Here is a 16,789-nt window from a genome sequence, read left to right as displayed (position 1 = left end):
CGGGCCGGGTCGACCCCGGCACTGCCCGGAGCCGCCTGCGGGACGGCGTTCGTCACCGGGCGGAGCCCAGCCGGTCGATCGCCGCGACCTCGTCGTCGGAGAGCGTCACCGTAGCACCGAGCGCGTTCGAGCGGATGCGCTCCGGCTGCGACGACTTGGGGATCACGACGAACCCGTGCGCCACGTGCCACGCGACGATGACCTGCGCGGTGTCGACGTCGTGCGCCTCGGCCACGGACACGAGGGTCGGGTCCGCGAGGTTGCTCGCCTTGAACGGGCTGTAGCCCTCGAGGACGACGCCACGCTCGGCGAGTCCCGCGGCGAACTCGGCATCGTGCTCGGCGGGGCTCCACTTGACCTGGTTCACGGCCGGGGTGACACCCGTCGCGGCGGTGAGCTCGTCGATCTGCTCGAGCGAGTAGTTGCTGACGCCGACGTCCGCCACGAGGCCGTCCTGCTGCGCCTGGAGGAAGGCCTCCCAGACCGCGGGCGACGCCTCGCCGTTCGGCGGCCAGTGGATGAGCCACAGGTCGAGCTGGTCGACGCCGAGCGCCTGGAGGCTGTCGTCGAGGGTCTGCCGCTCGCGGCCAGCGTGGTCCGGCGGCAGCTTCGTCGTGACGAACAGGTCGGCCCGGTCGACGCCGGAGGACGCGATCGCCTCGCCCACCCCGCGCTCGTTGGCGTACCCGGTGGCCGTGTCGATGTGCCGGTACCCGGCCTCGAGCGCCGCGCCGACCGCGGCCGGGGCCTGGTCGTCCGGGATCTGCCAGGTGCCGAAGCCGAGGAGCGGCATGCTCCCGTGCTGCAGGGGGACGGCTGGTTCGTTGTACGTGTCTGCCATGCGTCCTGTCTACTCGCCGGACCGCTGCGGCCTTCCTGGTCGACGCGGTGTTCTCGACGGTCGAGACGTACGCCGGCGGGCAGCCGATCGTCACCGACGCGGCGGTCCGACTCGCGGAGTGGTTCGTGGAGTACGCACCGGAGGGCCGGCGTGGCCGTCTGCTACCGGTGATGGAGCGGCTGCGCGCCAGCGTCGTCGTCCCGAACGCCGCCTGACAGGCCGTCACCAGCCGGCTGCGGCCCACACCCGCTCGGCGAGTTCCTCGGGGGTCGCGGTCGCCGCGTCGAGCACGAGGTCGTCGACCCCCGCGCCGTCGAGGATCGCCGCGAGCTCGCCGACCCGGTCGAGGTGCCACGCGAGCTCCTCGGGGCGGCCCTCGTGTCGCGCGCGCAGTCGGTGGCGGAGGGTCGCGTCGTCCACGGCGAGCCGGACGACGAGCAGGGACCCGGAGTCGCGCAGGGACCCGGAGTCGCGCAGGGACCCGGAGTCGCGCGGGGACCCGGTGGCGAGCGCGGCCCGGAACCCCGGGAGCTCGGCGGGGTCCTCGACGACGCCGGCGAGGACGAAACGCTGCGCGCCGGCACCGCGGAAGTTCCGCACCATGTCCCGCAGGTTCGCGAGGAGCATCGTGCCGTTGAACCGATCGCCCTCCGGTGCTGGCCACCCCCGACGGATGTGGTCGAGGTCGATGACCGCGTGCGGCACACCATGCGCCTGCGCGAGCACGCCGAGCGCGTCGGCGACCGTCGACTTGCCGGACCCGACCGTCCCGTTCAGGAGGACGACGTCGACGACGTGGTCGACCCTCCTGTCCGATGTCCCGTTCATGCGGCGTCCGCCATGTCCGGCAGGGTCGGGACGGCGGTCCTCCAGGCGGTCGTCAGGGCTGTCGTCTCGGGGATCGTCTCGGCGGCGATGAACATGTGAACTCCCCCAGGGTCGGTACCGCGATCCTGCCCGAACCGGACGGGCCGCGCGAACCCCTGTTGACTGTGAGGTCCCACAGTCCCTGGAAGGTCCGATGCGCGCTGCAGTCGTCTACAACCCCGTCAAGATCGACCTGGAGGCGGTGCGAGCCGTGGTCCAGAAGGAGGAGCAGTCCGCCGGGTGGGACGAGACCCTCTGGTGCGAGACCTCGAAGGAGGACCCCGGTCGCGGCGCCACCCAGGAGGCGATCGACGCCGGGGTGGACCTCGTCATCGCAGCCGGCGGTGACGGCACCGTCCGGATCGTCGCGGAGACCCTCGCGGACCACGACATCACCCTCGCGCTGCTGCCGTCCGGCACCGGCAACCTGCTCGCCCGCAACATGGACCTGACGCTCGACGACGTCGAACACTCGCTCCACACCGCGTTCACCGGCGACGAGCGTGCGATCGACCTCGGCCGCATCTCGATCCGGACGGAGTCCGACGCGGTCGAGGAGCACGCGTTCCTCGTGATGGCCGGTGTCGGTCTCGACGCGCAGATGCTCGCCGCCACGGACGAGGACCTCAAGGCCAAGGTCGGGTGGCTCGCCTACGTGTCCGCGATGGTCACCGCGTTCCGGCACAGCAACGACCTGCGCATCCGCTACCAGCTCGACGACGGCGGCAGGTCGACGATCCGGGCGCACACCCTCATCGTCGGCAACTGCGGCACGTTGCAGGGGAACGTGCTGCTGCTGCCGGACGCGACCGTCGACGACGGGCTGTTCGACATCCTGCTGCTGAAGCCCGAGGGCATCGGGCACTGGATCCAGATCATCGCGAAGGTGCTGTTCGAGAACGGGATCGTCCGACGGACGCCGCTCGGCAAGTTCTTCAAGGGCAAGGAGATCGACGCGCTCAACTACCAGAAGGGCGCGCAGCTGACCGTCCGGTTCTCCGAGCCGCAGGACATCGAGCTCGACGGCGACGGGTTCGGGGTCGCGCGGGGGTTCCGGGCGCGGATCGACGCCGGGGCGCTGCGCGTGAAGGTGCCGGCCGCCGGGTAGGCGTCCCGTCGGGGGCCCGGGCCGCCGGGGCGCCGGGGCCGCGGCCGCCGGGGCCCCGCGTCCCGTCGAGTGAGCAGGAATCGTCGGCCCAGGTCGACCCACACGACGATTCCTGCTCACTCGCCGTCGCTGTCACCAGACCAGGACGAACCGACCCCGCACCCCGCCGGCCTCGAGCCGACGGTGGGCATCCGCTGCCGCCCCTGGCTCGGACGCCGGGAGGACCTCCGCCACGCGCGGCGTCAGCACCCCGTCCTCGACGTCCTGCCGCAACCGGTCGAGCTTGTCCTGCGAGTGGTACTCGTCGAACACGGCGGCCTGCTCGAACCGGATGCCACGCTCCCCGTTGCCCTGCCAGCCCCGCACCGCGATGAACACCCCACCGTCGCGGAGGACCGGCACCGCGTCCTCGTGCAGCAGCGCCGTGTCCGCGACCGCGTCGACCCCGTGCGGCGCGATCGCCTGGACCGCCGCCACGAACTCGTCCCCACGCGGCACGACGTGATCGGCGCCGAGGGACTCCACGAGCGCGCGATCCTTGTCCGCCGCGTCCGCGATGACGACGATGCCCTGCTGCTCGGCGAGCTGGACGACGTAGTTCCCGAGGAGGCCCGCGGCCCCCGTCACGACGAGCGTCTGCCCCGTCGCGAGACCCGCCTTCTCGAGGATCTGCACCGCCGTGAGGCCGTTCATCGGGACCGTGCTGGCCTCCTCGAGCGAGGTCCCCGCGGGGATGCGTGCGATCGAGTCGACCGGGGCGACGAGCTGCTCGACGTAGGCGCCGCCGTGGCCGCGGAGCGGGAGGGCGATCGCCATGACCTCGTCCCCGGTGCGCCACTCCGTGACACCCTCACCGACCTCGTCGACGATGCCGGCGGCGTCCATGCCCGGTACGTACGGCGGCTCACCGGCCTGGCTGAGGTCGCGCCCGCCCGCGCGGACGCCCGTGTCCGTGGGACTCACGGCGAACGCGCGGACCTGGATGCGGACCTCCCCCGGGCCGGCGTGCGGCTCCGGTACCTCGTGGATGGCGAGGGCGTCAGGCCCTCCGAACTCGGTGACTCCGATGACCTTCATGGGTCCGGTCTACGCGGGCGGGCTGGTCATGCGCTCCGGCGGTCCCTGTGGTGCGGTCGGTCTCGCCGGCTCGCGCCGACGTGTCGGACTGGAGGCGCGGGTGCAGTCCGGTGCGCGGCTCGCGCTGGGCGCGCGGTCGCCTCGCACAGCAATTCGGTGCGTCCGGTGTCTACCCGGCAACGCTTGTGACCGGAATGGATTCCCCGGAACGCATCATGCTCGCCACCGGGCAGGGACTCTCCCCCGTCCCGAACGGCGCGAAGGTGATCTACACGACGTCGCCCGATCGGCGGTCGTGGAGCGTGACGATCGTCGGTGCGTCGTTCGGAAGGGTCGCCACGTACGACTCAACGGAAGGGGTCGTGAGGACGTGACACGAGCAGTACTCCCGCCAGCGCTCGTCCACGCTCACCGCGCATCGGGCCTGACTGCTCGAAACGTGACGCCGGCTTCGCTGAAGGCCTGACTGAGCGACTCGAGAGTGGGCTCGGTGTTTCGGCCCCACATCCGGAACATGACGTGCGTCTCATCTGCCTCGTGGAATGGCGCGTTCGTGAAGTACCGGGCGAAGTCGAGCTGGGGCTCTCGATCGAGCAGCGCGTCGATGGTGGCCTCACCGGGCGCATGTTCTCCAGCGACTGTCCGGAACACTCGATCCGGGACCACGTTGCGGACGTCTCTGATCCGGACGCCATGATCGACGAGTTCCTGAACCATCCTGAGCACTGCGTTGCGCTTGTTGAGCACCGGACTTTCGGTTCCATCCGCGATGATGACGTACTTCGTGAAGTCCCGGGTGTCTCCGCCGGTCGTCCTTGCTCGAGCGGCTTCTTTCCGGCCGATCTTGATCTGGTAATCGGCCGCTTCAGGCAGTGGGAGCACCTGCTCGATGTCCAGGATCACCCGACCGTCGATCTCGTAGGGCTTGAGGCGGATGCAGCGCAAGTCGAGGCCTTCGAAGCGGTTGAGCCACAGCACGGCCGTCGTGATCTCGCGCCCGAAGTCCGCAGACACCAAGATGATTCGTACGTCGGTCGAGAGTGCGATCTCTCCGTCGCTGGACTCCAGGAACTCCGCGATCAATTCACGAGATCGAGTAGCCGTGATGGATGCGTCGAACCGCGAATGGTGAGCCGTGTGCGCCTCTACGACCTCGTCGAACGTCATCGACGAGACCATGGCTGCATATCGCAGAGCCTGGAGCTCCATGTGACCGCCGTCATCGGTCCGCTTGAGCTCGATGACGACGAGCTTGCCGTCTTGGTCGAGGGCAAGGAGGTCAATCCGACGCCGGGAATCCTCCCAGTTGCCGAATTCTTCGCTGACGATGATCAGATCCTCGCCGAGAGCCTCGGGCTGATGGCGGAGCAGGCGCTGGAGGTCCCCGCGCTCGTAGAGGTGGAGGTCACGGAAGGTGGCTGGTGCTTGCGGGACAAGCTGGTCGGCATCCATGCGATACAGGGGCAAGGCGGTCTCCTCCAGCGGACGGTTCGATGATTACCCTCGCACGTGCGCCTGCATTCAGGCGCACGCCGGCAAAGCGCGGGCGATGTCGCACCTTCGCCAGACCCCCAGATTAGGTGACATTCGCTCGAAATCGGGCGCTGTGAAGCTAGATTTGCAAACACACAGCACCTCGCAACACAACCCAAAGAGACCACGCGACGACCATGCTTGCTCAGAAGACCTTCCTGCCATTCGTCGCCGTCGGAGCGACAGTCCTCCTGCTCGCTGGTTGCAGCGGAACGTCCTCGCGATCGTCCGGCGGCGACTCGTCCAGCACCACCAGCGCCAGCGCCAGCGCGGAACCATCGAAGGCCGCCGCGGCTGGACCGCAGCCCTTCAACGTCGGTGGACTGCTCGCTGGCAACGCTCAGCCGACCTTCGGCGACGGGGAACCAGGAAAGGTGTCGGTTGTGGCGCAGGGTCCGCTGGAAAAGGACATGATCGGCGGCGCGGAGCTGTCCTTCGCCTATCGCAACAACACCGGGAAGGCCATCGCGCATGTGGACTTCACCGGCTCGGCTCGTGCAAACGGCGCGTTGGTCGCCAGCGGCAGCAGCCAAGATGCGACGCCCGCGCAGGTCCTGCCCGGCGAGGTTGGCTTCGCGATGCTCTACTTCGACGACGCGGCTTCCGTGCCGGACACTGGGGTCACCTACGACTTCTCGGCGACCACCTCGCCCGCGAACTCTTCCTCTTACAACACCGCACCGCTCAAGGTCTCCGAATCGAACAACAACGGAACCGCGATCATCGGATCTGCCGTCAACCAGACAGGCAAGCCTCTCACCGGGCCATACAGCGTCGATGTGTACTGCTTCACCGGCAACGACCTCACCGGTCGCCTCACCCACTTTGCATCGCAGGACGGTGACGTTGCCCCCGACGGCCAGGTGACGTTCTCCGCCACACTCAACGACACGAAGTGCGACAGCTACACGTTCGGTGTTTCGGGCTACTTCAAGTAGCCGCAACGCCCGGCCACGATGCCCCGCGAGTATGTTCTCGCGGGGCACTGTCGTGAGATGACGAACCGGCTCAGCTGCGCTTCAACTCCACGGTGCCCGTCGTGCCCTGGATCGAGACCGTGTAGCTGATGACGTCGTCGTTGAACGTGAAGTCCTTCGTCGGGTCGGACGAAGCGAGGAGCGCCGAGTCCGTCGCAGCTGTGTCGCGGGTCGACGTCCAGGTGAACGGCGTCTCGGCGTCTGTGGGCGGTGTGAACGTGCCGATCCAGTAGATCGAGGTCGTAGACCCACCGTCCGTCATCCAATCGACCGTGATCGTGTCTCCCGTGATCGTGGCCTTCTGGTAGGCGTCAGAACTGTTGGAGTTGGTCTGCTTCCACTCGCCGATCAAGTCTGGTGCTGGCGCGGCTTCCTCAGTGGGTTTGGCGGCAGCGCTCTTCTGGGTGCCGCTGCTGGCGGAGGTCTTTAAATCGGTCGCCGGTGCGGCGGGACTGGCAGCACTGCATCCCGTCAGAGTGAGCATTACAGCGAATGTGATGGGCGCGATCAATTTGTACATGGTGCCCCCATCGTGACAGGTCCTGAACGATCCTCAGCACGACGCGCTTGGGGACATTGCCGGGCCCGAGGGAACACCTACGCCGTGGCGGCGTGCCCGAGTCGCGACCGGCCGTCGACGAGACCGATGAACCTCGACAGCAGGGACAGGCCCGCGATCGACGTCGGGAGGGACGTCGTCAGCCCGGGCGAATGCACCACGAACGCGGCCCACTTCGCCCGGGAGATCGCCACGTTCAACCGGTTCGGCATCAGCAGGAAGTCGAGCCCCCGCGGGATGTCCGCCGCAGACGAGGCAGCTAGCGACACGATCGACACGACGGCCTCCCGCCCCTGGAACAGGTCCACCGTCCCGACCTGCGTCCCGCGGTAGCCGGCAGCATCGAGCGCCTCTCGGATCAGCGCCCCCTGCGCGTTGTACGGTGCGACGACGATGACGTCCTCGTCCGTGAGCAGCCGCGTCACTCCGTCGGCCGTCCACGGCAGCCCGATGACCGACGCCACGGTGGACACGACGACCGCGGCCTCCTCCGGCGACGACGTCGCGTTGCCGACGTGCGACACCGGCATGGGGTGCAACCCCGGCGACAGCCCGTCGAGAGAACGAGAAGGCGCCCGGGACTCCAACGCCCCGTCGTACGACAACGCCGACACGGGAGCCGTCAGCGCCGGATGCATCCGGTACGTCTGCGCCAGGAAGTACCCGAGCGCCGGCGGCAGCACATCGTGCCCGTCGGCGAGCCACCCGAGCGCGGACTGGTCCACCGGCTCCGGGTGCGACCCCTGGCTCACCTGCGGCAACTGCTGCGGATCCCCGAGCAGCAGCAACCGCCTCGCAGCGACCGACGACGCGATCGTCGGTGCGAGCGAGAACTGCCCCGCCTCGTCGATCACCAAGAGGTCGAGCGATCGACGGTCCACCGCGGACGCGTTCGCGAACGTCCACGCCGTCCCGCCCACGACTCCCCCGGTGGCACCCGGCCCGGCGAGGAACGCGGCCAGCGCGTCGTTGTTCCGGAGCGGCGTCCACGGCGCAGCCGCGACGGCATTCGACGAAGCACTCGACTGCGGGATCTTCGCGACCCGGTCCGCCGCGACACCCTTCTCGACGACCGCGGCGAGGAAGTTCTCGACGACGGCATGCGACTGCCCGACGACACCGACCTTCCACCCGAACTCGTTCACGAGCCGCGCGACGACGTTCGACCCGACGTACGTCTTGCCCGTCCCGGGAGGCCCCTGGATCGCGAGGTACGACATGTCGAGCCCGCGCAAGGTCTCGACCACCGCAGACACCGTGTCCCCGTCGGCGACCGGCAAGACCGGGCCGCGCGGCGGCACCCGACGGAGCAGATCGAGCGCAGGGTCCGCAGGCAACACGGAGCCCGCCGACAGGATGCCGCGCCCCCACTCCGAGATCGCCTCCGGCTGCGGCTTCGCCCGCGGCGGCGACTGCGGCGTCAGCGCGACCGGCAAATCATCGTGCCCGTCCTGCCCCTGCCCGACCGTCTCGACGAGCAGCACCTCGACGCTGTCGCCGTTGCTCCCGACCTCGAGGACGGTCGACTTGCTCGACGCCCCACGCATCCCCGGCCCGAACGCGGTGATGGACATCGGAAGTGGCTCGTCGTAGATGAGGTGGGGCGTGCCTCCAGGCCGAAGCCGACTGCCGGGCGCGAGCGCGCCCAGCAACCGTAGCTCCCTGGAGAACGTGCGCTTGCCGGGCAGTTTGGCCCAGTCGCGTTCGACGTGCGCCTGTTCGACCACGAACACATCGCGGGTGTCAGCCCACTCGTCGATGGGGTTGCGGAGCCGGTCGAAGTGCTCCTGCCAGAACTTCTTGCCCTCGCGGCGGTGGTAGTCGATCGCGGCGGCGGCCAGGGCGATCGCGGTCTGGTCGGGCGTGCGGTCGAGTGCGTCGATGCCGGCGATCCGGGCTTCGAGCTCGACGGCGACGGGGTCCGGCTCGCGGACGATCTCGGGAACCTCGATGTCGAGTTCGTCGGTCTCCCGAGCCTCGGGCGCCGGCGCGAACGTCAGCAGCCAGTCGCGGAGGCGCAGGGTCGAGCGGCAGTCGTACTCGTTGTAGTCGGCGACGTCATCGAGCATGCGCTGACCCGCTTCCCGGTCACCGTTCCGCAGCTCGTCGACCGCCCGGACGTAGGCGATGATGCTGTCCGCGGCATTCGTGACGTCGGCTTCGCGCAGGTCCTCGCCCATGTAGAGCGGTTCGAGTTTCTTGATCGAGTAGCTCTTGCTGCCGACCAGCAGGGCTTTCCGCACGATCGGGTACAGGTCGACGAGGACGTTGTCGCGGAGGAGGTCGTCAACGTCCTCCTCACCGATGCCATGCCGTGCGGCGAGCGACAGGAGATGCGTCCGCTCGTACGCGGCGTAGTGGTAGATGTGCATTCCGGGGTGCGCTGCGCGGCGCTCCTTGATGAAGGCGAGGAAGTCCTCGAGGGCCTGCTTCTCCTCGCGGATCGTGTGCGCCCAGAACGCGGTGAACCGGGCATCCGTGTCGACGAGGCCGAACAGGTAGTCGATCCCCCAGTCGTGCCCGTTCTCGGTGTAGAGCGGGTCGCCCTCGAAGTCGAAGAACACGTCGCCCGGGTCCGCTTCGGGAATTGCCCGGAGCGCGTTCGGGTCGAGGACTTCGACACGGGGCCGTTTCGGCGTTCCGTTCGCGTCGCGGAGATGGTCGCGTTCCGATTCGGTCTGGAGGCGCGCCTGACGGACGAGCTTGTCGAGTGACGCCGCGCTGATGCCTGGGACCGCTCTCGCTTTCCTGGTGTTGTCCGTCGCTGCGAGTGCGTCGATGGTCGAGATGCCTGCCGCGATGAGGCGCGCTCGTTGGTCGAGACGCATGCCTGCGACGAGGACGAGGTCGCGGTGTTCCTCGACCTGCGTCTGGCAGATCGAGCAGCGGCCGCAGCTCGTGTAGCGGGGATTGCCCCACGCGAGCGGTGTCGTCTCGGCTTGTCGTTCATTGATGACGCTTCGGAGTTGCGCCTGCTGGGTGCGGTAGACGGGGGTGATGTCGGCGAGGTCGTGCGTGGTCGTGGTGCCGTCGCCGAGGATGAGATGGACCTGCTTGCCGACGGGGATGCCGCGGTCGGCGATCTTGTCGGCGTAGGCGGCGACCTGGAGGAGCGCGGAGATCTTGGCGTGGCGGGCGAGCTTGGTGTCGTAGACCTCGTACTCGCCCTGGTCGTTGCGGATGAGGAAGTCCGAGAAGCCGATGAAGTCGTCGTCGTGGAAGGTCGCTTGATAGAGGACCTCGCGGCCCTGGTGCATGGCGGCGACGGCGGCCTGGGCTGCCTGCTCGTACTGGTCGGGCGTCGGGCGGTCGAACTCGATGACGTCGCGGGTGCGCTTGAGCTCGGCGAGGAAGCGGAGTTCGTGTTCGTCGCCGAGCCGGGCCGTGCGGTCGAGCATGTCGTCGGGTTGATCGACGATCGGCTCGGCGCGGCCGAGTTTGACGTCGAGGCGGCGGAGGAAGGCCCACTCGCAGGTGGCCCAGGTGCTCAGGTCGGACGGACTCGTGACGACGTGCCCGCCGGTGTCGATGTACATGGCGCTCCCCCTCCGGCCGCTCTCGGACCCCACGATGACGGTAGCGCCAGGCGGTGACACGAACGCAATCCGCTTTCGCCCTCGTCCGCCCCCAGTCCGTCACAATGCTGACGAGCATGCGCGCGATCGCCGGCACGATGCTCGACGCCTTACGCGCCATCACGAACGGCAGCGCCGCCGAACTGGCAGCCCGCGCGGCCGTCAGCGCGGCGACCGTCTCCCGCTTCGCCCGGTACCTTGGAAGAGGCCGAGCCTTCAGAAGGCGGCGGGTTACCAAACCCCGGGGCACATCAACGAGTCAACCCAACCTGCAGCTGTCTCAACCTCCTCAGCGCTCGCGCTCGGCCGCGTAGCGGGGAGCCATCGACTCCATCTGGTCCATGACCAGCTTGATCGCGTCGGGCTGCTTGTCCGGCGGGTACTTGTACTTCACCAGCAGCCGCTTGATCGATGACCGCAGCTTGGCACGTACGTCATCGCGTACGGTCCAGTCGGTGCGCACGTCTCGACGCATGACAGCGACAAGCTCTCTCGCGATCTGCGCGAGCACGTCATCGCCCTGCACTTCAACCGCTGACTCATTGGTGGCGACGGCGTCGTAGAACGCGAGTTCGTCGGCCGAGAGGGGCGGAGAGAAATGCGAGCCGCGTGATGCCTCCGCCGCGACCTCCTTTGCCAGTTCGACCAGCGCAGCGATCACTTCAGCCGATGTGAGCTGCTGGTTCGTGTAGCGGTTCATGATCTCCGCGATCCGATCCGAGAACGCCCGCTGCCGCACCACGTTGCCGCCGGTCGCGGCGGAACCGGCGTCGGTCAAGGACTTGCGCAGCGCCTCGATCGCGAGGTGCGCGTTCGGTGCGGCCTGCGCCTTCGCAAGGAACTCAGGGCCCAGGTCATCGAGCGCGAGGCGCGGGAGACCGGCGGCGTCGTAGATGTCGAGGACATCTCCCGGCGCGATCGAGTCAGCGACGAGGGAGCCGAGTAGCCGGGAGATCTCTTCGGGGATCGGTTCGTCGCGGGACTGTCGCTCAGCGGCGTCGAACTTCGCCATCCACACGCGCACTTCTTCGTAGAAGGCGATCTCATCGTGCAGTTCAGCGAGGCCGGTACGCCCCGAGGCGAGCGCCCACGCGCGGGCCAGGCGACCTGTCGCTGTCCGATACCGCACTGACAAGCGCTCGGCGCCTAGCTCCAGGGAGTTCAACGGGTTGGCGGCATCTCGCAGGTTGTTGGTCGCGGTGGTCGCGGCAGTGCGCCATGCACGCGATCCGCCCTCGGCCGCGATTGACCGCCAGTCGCAGCCCGTCAGCATCTCGCGAATCTGTGCCACCAGCTCCGACGCGATCCCGACGGCCTCGTCGACCTCCCGACCGATTGGCTTGTTCTCCTGGTCCGAGACGGTGTACTCCGACAGTGCCTTGGCGAGGTTGTCGGCCAGCGGCGCGTACGCGACCAGCAGTCCGTCCTGCTTGCCCTTGAATGTGCGGTTCACACGAGCGAGCGTCTGCATGAGCAGCGCACCCTTGAGGGGCCGGTCGAGGTAGAGGGTGTGCAGCGGCGGGGCATCGAACCCGGTGAGCATCATGTCCTTGACGATCACGAGTTCGAGTTCGTCCGAGGCGTCCTTCAGCCGTGCCTTGATTGCCTTGTTCTCGGAGTCGCGCCGCACGTGGTTGCTCACCGGCGGCGTGTCCGACGCAGACCCCGAATAGACGACCTTGATGCAGCCCCGGTCGAGTGCATCCGAGTGCCAGTCGGGGCGCAGGTCGACGATCGCCGAGTAGAGCCGTGCGCAGATCTCGCGCGTGCCGCCCACGATCAGCGCCTTGCCCGGCGACTCGAGGAACGGCTTCATCCGTTCGCGCCGCTCCTCCCAGTGCGTCACGAGGTCCGCGGCCAGGGTCTCGATGCGCTCGGGTGCGCCGTACACGGCGTTGACGACGGCGACGGATGCTTCGAGCCGAGCCCGCTCGGTGTCGTCGAGGCCGAGCGTGTACTCGTCCGCCGCGGCGTCGATGTCTTCTTCGTTGGCTTCCTTTGCGAACGACACCTTGATGAGCCGCGGTTCGAAGTACACCGGGACGGTGGCTCCGTCGTCCACTGCGCGGGAGAGGTCGTAGATGTCGATGTACTCGCCGAAGACCGCACGGGTGTCGCGTTCCGCAAACGAGATCGGAGTCCCGGTGAAAGCGATGAGGGTCGCGTTCGGCAGCGCATCTCGCAGGTGTCGGGCGTACCCGTCGAGGTCGTCATAGTGACTGCGGTGCGCTTCGTCGACGACGACGATCACGTTGCGTCGGTCGGTGAGTAGTGGATGCTGCCTACCCGACTGCTTTTCGGCCTCGTTCAGTCCGAACTTCTGCAGCGTCGTGAAGTAGATGCCACCGGTGATCCGGTTGCGCAGCTCGTCGCGAAGTTGCACTCGCTCGCGGACCTGCACCGGCTTCTCCGCCAGCAGGAGGCTCTGGTCGAACGTCTGGAACAGCTGCCCGTCGAGTTCGGTGCGGTCGGTGACGACGATCACGGTCGGGTTCTTGAGCTTCGGATGCCGCGACACGAGGTTCGCGTACAACTCCATCTCCATTGACTTGCCCGACCCCTGCGTGTGCCACACCACTCCCGCCTTGCCGTTCGTCTCGACCGCCTGGACCGTCGACCCGACTGCTTTCGTCACCGCGAAGTACTGGTGCGGCTTCGCAATGCGTTTGGTGAGCCCGTCGGAGTTCTCGTCGAACGCGGTGAAGTTCCGGACGAGCTGCAAAAACCGCTCTTGGTTGAACAGGCCGTTGAGAGCATCGTCGATCGGCTCGACCGAGACGCCTTCCTCGATGCGTGGCTGCTTCAACGGTGCGCCATCGTCGTCGACGTTCCACGGTGCGAAGTGGTTGAGCGGCGTGAACGGCGTGCCGTACTTCGCCTCAAGCCCATCGGTCGCGAGTGTGAGCACACAGAATCGAAACGCCATCGGAAGCTCGCGCAGGTACGTCTCCAGTTGCGCGTGCGCGGGAGCGACACCGGTGAATGCCGAACCCGCACGCTTCAGCTCGACGACGACCAGCGGCATCCCGTTGACGAACAGCACGATGTCGAACCGTCGATGCACGTCGCGCTGCCGCAGCGTGACCTGGTTGACAGCGAGCCAGTCGTTCTCGGACGGGTCCGCTCCAAGCAAGCGCAGGCGTGGGTTCTGTTCGACGCCGTCAGAGTCGATGTAGCTCAACGGATATCCGTTGACGAGGTAGTCGTGGATGCGGTTGTTCTCGGTGATCGCATCCTGCGACTTCGGCGCCGCAACCTCGGCCACCGCCTGCTGCAGATACTCGCCGGGAATGCCGGGGTTCAGGCGGCGGAGGGCATCGAGCAGACGCGGACGAATGAGCAGATCGTCCCAGGTGTCCCGCTCCCCGCTCCCGGGCGCGATGTCCTCGCCTCGGGCTGGGCGCCAACCGAGTGGCTCGGCGAGCGTCTCGAGCGCGTCCTGTTCCCAGTCAGCCTCACTCAGCGATGTCATGCGTGTCCTTTTCGAGTTCGTCATAGCCTTGTAACGCGCCGGCTTCGGATGCCGCCGCCTCGGCATCGCGGACGCGGAGCTTGCCCGACATGAGCTGCGGCAGCAGTGCGTCGCGAGTTGCGGCGAGGGTGCGGTTCTCCGCCACCGCGGCGAGTGCCGCTCCGCGGATGCTGTCGAGCCTCGACGCAAGCTGTGGCGCCGCATCGGCGGTAGGCCATCGAATCTCGACGGCCGCAAGATCCTTCCAACTTGTACGCGGCATTCGGGTGCCCTCGCTCGCCGCGACCACTTCTTCGATCACAGCATCGCTCGATAGAGCTGCGAGCAGAACGCTCGAGAGACCTTCGTATCGGGAGCGCACGACGAGGATGTCGGTCGAGCAGATTCCGCTTCGTGGCGCGACGACGACCTTATGGAAGTAGGGACGCAACTTGCCGAAAAGGATGTCGCCGGGTTCGAACCGCGATTTCGTGCTGCTGACGTCTTCGGCTCGACCACCATCCGCCAGCCACATGTGGCGGCGCCCCATGTGTTCTAGGCCGACAGAAAGATCGTCCAGATCAACGCTCGACGGATCCACGCCTGAGCGCGGTGATGCAGCCACCTCGCCAACGTGAACAACGTGAGATTTGAGCGCCGCGTATTCAGCCCGAACGAGCTTGTCAGCGGTGGCGGCGAGGGCGGCGTTGGCGGCGATCTTGTCGTCAAGCGCGCCCAGCACCTCGGCGATCGCCTGCCGCTCGGCCCGAGGAGGAACCGGGACCCGGTGACCAAGGATTTGATACCGCGACAGGTTTGGAAAGACGGACCCAGACACGCCGGCCAGAAGTTCAGATAGCGACGCTTCCAATGCGTACTTCACTATCCGGCTATTCACGCCATCGCGCGCACGTAGTGCCGCGATCCCACGGCCAATCGCATAGTTCTGATCCGCGCGATTCATCCGGCCAGTGGTCGACCCACGAACACAAAACAGTATGTCGCCAGCATGCGCAAACCGGACGCCAGCTTCCGTCCATTGCGCTGGAGTCGGATGCTGCTGTCCGAACTCGGTTGGACCGTTGAGGAGCGGAAGCCCTATCGGTACGCGGCGTACGGTGTTGCCTTTCGGTGACTGACCCATCTCAATTGTCGCCAAGTCGCCAATAGTTCCGATCGAATAGCTCACGAGACCCTCGCCAGCTGGTCGCGCACGATATTTACCAGTCGTGCCGAGTCCGCGAACTGCGCCTCAAGCTCCACCCGCAAGCGAGCAAGCTTCTCCTCGATCGGCTCACCATCGTCCTCGGCCTGAGTCGCTCCGACGTAACGCCCCGGCGTCAGGGCGTAGTCCGCAGCCTTGATCTCGGCGAGCGAGGCCGAGTAACAGAATCCCGGAACGTCCGCATACTCGTCGCGCGCAGCATCGGACTCGGCTCGTCTCCACGCGTGAAAGGTGCCTGCGATCCTGGCGATGTCACCTTCTGACAGCGCGCGCTCGGCGCGGTCAATCATGTGTCCTAAGTTCCGGGCGTCGACGAACAGCACCTCGCCAGCGCGTGCCCCCTTGTCTTTCGCGAAGAACCAGACACACACTGGAATTGGAGTCGAGCGAAACAATTGGGTCGGCAAGGCGACCATGCAGGAAACTAGGTCGGCTTCCACGATCTCCGCGCGGATCCGACCTTCGCCGCCCGAGTTCGACGACATGGAGCCGTTGGCCATGACGACGCCGGCCTGACCGCCCGGGGCGAGCTTGGACAGGACGTGCTGGATCCACGCGTAGTTCGCATTGCCTGCGGGGGGCACACCGAACCGCCAGCGGGGGTCGTCTTCGCTGCGGGCCCAGTCCTTGATATTGAAGGGCGGGTTGGCCATGACGTAGTCGGCCTGCAGGTCGGGATGCAGGTCGCGGGCGAAGGTGTCGCCCCAACGGGGTCCGAGGTTGCCCGTGAGGCCGTGGATCGCGAGGTTCATCTTCGCCATACGCCACGTACGTTCGTTGAGCTCCTGTCCGTACACTGAGATGTCCGCCCCTTCACCGTGGTGGGCGTCGATGAACTTCTCGGCCTGGACGAACATGCCGCCCGACCCACACGCCGGGTCGTACACCCGCCCGCGGGTGGGCTGCAGCATTTCGACGAGCACCCTCACGACGCCGGCTGGCGTGTAGAACTCGCCGCCCCGCTTGCCTTCTGCGGCAGCGAACTTCTCGAGGAAGTACTCGTACACCTCACCGAGCAGATCTCGGGCGCGGCGTCCGTCCGCACCGCCTTGGCCCTGGGTCGTGAATCGAGCTGAGTTCAACAGATCGAGGAGTTCCCCCAGGCGACGTTGGTCGACACTGTCGCGGTTGAAGATGCGCGGCAGTGTGCCCGAGAGCTGCGGATTCGCCTGCATGACCGCATCCATCGCCTCGTCGACGAGCGCGCCGATCGACTTCTCTGCGGAATCCACCGACGGCCCCTGACCCTTCGCATGCTCGGCGAGGAACCCCCACCGCGCGTTCGCGGGCACCCAGAACACGCCGCGGCCGGTGTACTCGTCGGTGTCATCGATGAGGTCGGCGATCTGGTCGTCGTCGTAGCCGTCGGCGGTGAGTTCGGCGCGGATGCCTGCGCGGCGCTCGTCGAAAGCGTCCGACACGTACTTGAGGAACACGAGTCCGAGAATGACGTCTTTGTACTGCGAGGCATCCATCGACCCACGCAGCTTGTCGGCGGCCCTCCAGAGCGTGTCCTTCAGCTCCTTCATGGTCGACGGCGCCTGGGGAGCGGCTTTGAGTGTGCGGGGCATACGTG

At 67.3% G+C, this 16,789-nt stretch carries 12 protein-coding genes; 3 read left to right on the top strand and 9 right to left on the bottom strand.

Features of this window, described 5'->3' with window-relative positions; translation table 11 throughout:
* Nucleotides 1-52 precede the first annotated feature (52 nt).
* Entirely contained in the window at nucleotides 53-841 is a 789-nt protein-coding gene (locus tag ACO0E0_RS06105; RefSeq protein ID WP_422870514.1) for an aldo/keto reductase, read from the bottom strand.
* Nucleotides 842-888: 47 nt separating this feature from the next.
* On the opposite strand from ACO0E0_RS06105, the gene ACO0E0_RS06100 reads away from it, so the two are divergent.
* The gene (locus tag ACO0E0_RS06100) at nucleotides 889-1,056 is read left to right on the top strand and encodes a hypothetical protein (RefSeq protein WP_422870513.1); all 168 of its coding nucleotides are present in this window, start codon (nucleotides 889-891) and stop codon (nucleotides 1,054-1,056) included.
* A gap of 7 nt (nucleotides 1,057-1,063) precedes the next feature.
* On the opposite strand, the gene ACO0E0_RS06095 is transcribed toward ACO0E0_RS06100, so the two are convergent.
* Nucleotides 1,064-1,669 carry a hypothetical protein gene (locus ACO0E0_RS06095; RefSeq protein ID WP_422870512.1) on the bottom strand — a complete coding sequence of 202 codons (606 nt, stop codon included), beginning with the start codon at nucleotides 1,667-1,669 and terminating at the stop codon, nucleotides 1,064-1,066.
* Nucleotides 1,670-1,862: 193 nt separating this feature from the next.
* On the opposite strand from ACO0E0_RS06095, the gene ACO0E0_RS06090 reads away from it, so the two are divergent.
* Complete coding sequence (locus ACO0E0_RS06090; RefSeq protein WP_422870511.1) at nucleotides 1,863-2,816, top strand: diacylglycerol/lipid kinase family protein; 954 nt, start codon at nucleotides 1,863-1,865, stop codon at nucleotides 2,814-2,816.
* Between the two features lie 132 nt (nucleotides 2,817-2,948).
* On the opposite strand, the gene ACO0E0_RS06085 is transcribed toward ACO0E0_RS06090, so the two are convergent.
* Together ACO0E0_RS06085 and ACO0E0_RS06080 are read right to left on the bottom strand one after the other, a co-directional pair.
* Nucleotides 2,949-3,893 (bottom strand): NADP-dependent oxidoreductase, encoded by a 945-nt coding sequence (locus ACO0E0_RS06085; RefSeq protein WP_422870510.1) that lies wholly within the window; start codon nucleotides 3,891-3,893, stop codon nucleotides 2,949-2,951.
* A gap of 408 nt (nucleotides 3,894-4,301) precedes the next feature.
* Complete coding sequence (locus ACO0E0_RS06080) at nucleotides 4,302-5,345, bottom strand: hypothetical protein (protein ID WP_422870509.1); 1,044 nt, start codon at nucleotides 5,343-5,345, stop codon at nucleotides 4,302-4,304.
* Nucleotides 5,346-5,563: 218 nt separating this feature from the next.
* Here ACO0E0_RS06080 and ACO0E0_RS06075 point away from each other — a divergent pair, with 218 nt between their 5' ends.
* Nucleotides 5,564-6,364: a hypothetical protein gene (locus tag ACO0E0_RS06075; RefSeq protein WP_422870508.1), complete on the top strand. Its 801-nt coding sequence runs from the start codon at nucleotides 5,564-5,566 to the stop codon at nucleotides 6,362-6,364.
* Between the two features lie 70 nt (nucleotides 6,365-6,434).
* On the opposite strand, the gene ACO0E0_RS06070 is transcribed toward ACO0E0_RS06075, so the two are convergent.
* From ACO0E0_RS06070 to ACO0E0_RS06050, 5 genes are all read right to left on the bottom strand, one after another.
* A complete protein-coding gene (locus ACO0E0_RS06070) occupies nucleotides 6,435-6,887 on the bottom strand; it encodes a hypothetical protein (protein ID WP_422870507.1) in 453 nt (150 codons plus the stop codon).
* A 113-nt stretch (nucleotides 6,888-7,000) separates the two neighbouring features.
* Nucleotides 7,001-10,498: a TM0106 family RecB-like putative nuclease gene (locus ACO0E0_RS06065; protein WP_422870506.1), complete on the bottom strand. Its 3,498-nt coding sequence runs from the start codon at nucleotides 10,496-10,498 to the stop codon at nucleotides 7,001-7,003.
* Nucleotides 10,499-10,826: 328 nt separating this feature from the next.
* Nucleotides 10,827-14,009, bottom strand: a complete 3,183-nt coding sequence (locus ACO0E0_RS06060) for a type I restriction endonuclease subunit R (RefSeq protein ID WP_422870505.1) — start codon at nucleotides 14,007-14,009, stop codon at nucleotides 10,827-10,829.
* Complete coding sequence (locus ACO0E0_RS06055) at nucleotides 13,993-15,177, bottom strand: restriction endonuclease subunit S (RefSeq protein ID WP_422870504.1); 1,185 nt, start codon at nucleotides 15,175-15,177, stop codon at nucleotides 13,993-13,995. The genes ACO0E0_RS06060 and ACO0E0_RS06055 overlap by 17 nt, the downstream gene beginning before the upstream one ends.
* Nucleotides 15,174-16,784 (bottom strand): class I SAM-dependent DNA methyltransferase, encoded by a 1,611-nt coding sequence (locus ACO0E0_RS06050; RefSeq protein WP_422870503.1) that lies wholly within the window; start codon nucleotides 16,782-16,784, stop codon nucleotides 15,174-15,176. Before ACO0E0_RS06050 ends, ACO0E0_RS06055 begins: the two co-directional genes overlap by 4 nt.
* Between the last annotated feature and the right edge of the window lie 5 nt (nucleotides 16,785-16,789).

Origin of the sequence: Curtobacterium phyllosphaerae (assembly GCF_049341865.1) — a bacterium.
Taxonomy (GTDB): Bacteria; Actinomycetota; Actinomycetes; order Actinomycetales; family Microbacteriaceae; genus Curtobacterium; species Curtobacterium phyllosphaerae.
This window is presented reverse-complemented; position numbering and strand designations above follow the sequence as displayed.

What these genes read in the sequence shown, in the direction of transcription:
- ACO0E0_RS06105 (WP_422870514.1), bottom strand. Translation starts at nt 841, where the DNA reads ATGGCAGACACGTACAACGAACCAGCCGTCCCCCTGCAGCACGGGAGC.
- ACO0E0_RS06095 (WP_422870512.1), bottom strand. Translation starts at nt 1,669, where the DNA reads ATGAACGGGACATCGGACAGGAGGGTCGACCACGTCGTCGACGTCGTC.
- ACO0E0_RS06090 (WP_422870511.1), top strand. Translation starts at nt 1,863, where the DNA reads ATGCGCGCTGCAGTCGTCTACAACCCCGTCAAGATCGACCTGGAGGCG.
- ACO0E0_RS06085 (WP_422870510.1), bottom strand. Translation starts at nt 3,893, where the DNA reads ATGAAGGTCATCGGAGTCACCGAGTTCGGAGGGCCTGACGCCCTCGCC.
- ACO0E0_RS06080 (WP_422870509.1), bottom strand. Translation starts at nt 5,345, where the DNA reads ATGGATGCCGACCAGCTTGTCCCGCAAGCACCAGCCACCTTCCGTGAC.
- ACO0E0_RS06075 (WP_422870508.1), top strand. Translation starts at nt 5,564, where the DNA reads ATGCTTGCTCAGAAGACCTTCCTGCCATTCGTCGCCGTCGGAGCGACA.
- ACO0E0_RS06070 (WP_422870507.1), bottom strand. Translation starts at nt 6,887, where the DNA reads ATGCTCACTCTGACGGGATGCAGTGCTGCCAGTCCCGCCGCACCGGCG.
- ACO0E0_RS06065 (WP_422870506.1), bottom strand. Translation starts at nt 10,498, where the DNA reads ATGTACATCGACACCGGCGGGCACGTCGTCACGAGTCCGTCCGACCTG.
- ACO0E0_RS06060 (WP_422870505.1), bottom strand. Translation starts at nt 14,009, where the DNA reads ATGACATCGCTGAGTGAGGCTGACTGGGAACAGGACGCGCTCGAGACG.
- ACO0E0_RS06050 (WP_422870503.1), bottom strand. Translation starts at nt 16,784, where the DNA reads ATGCCCCGCACACTCAAAGCCGCTCCCCAGGCGCCGTCGACCATGAAG.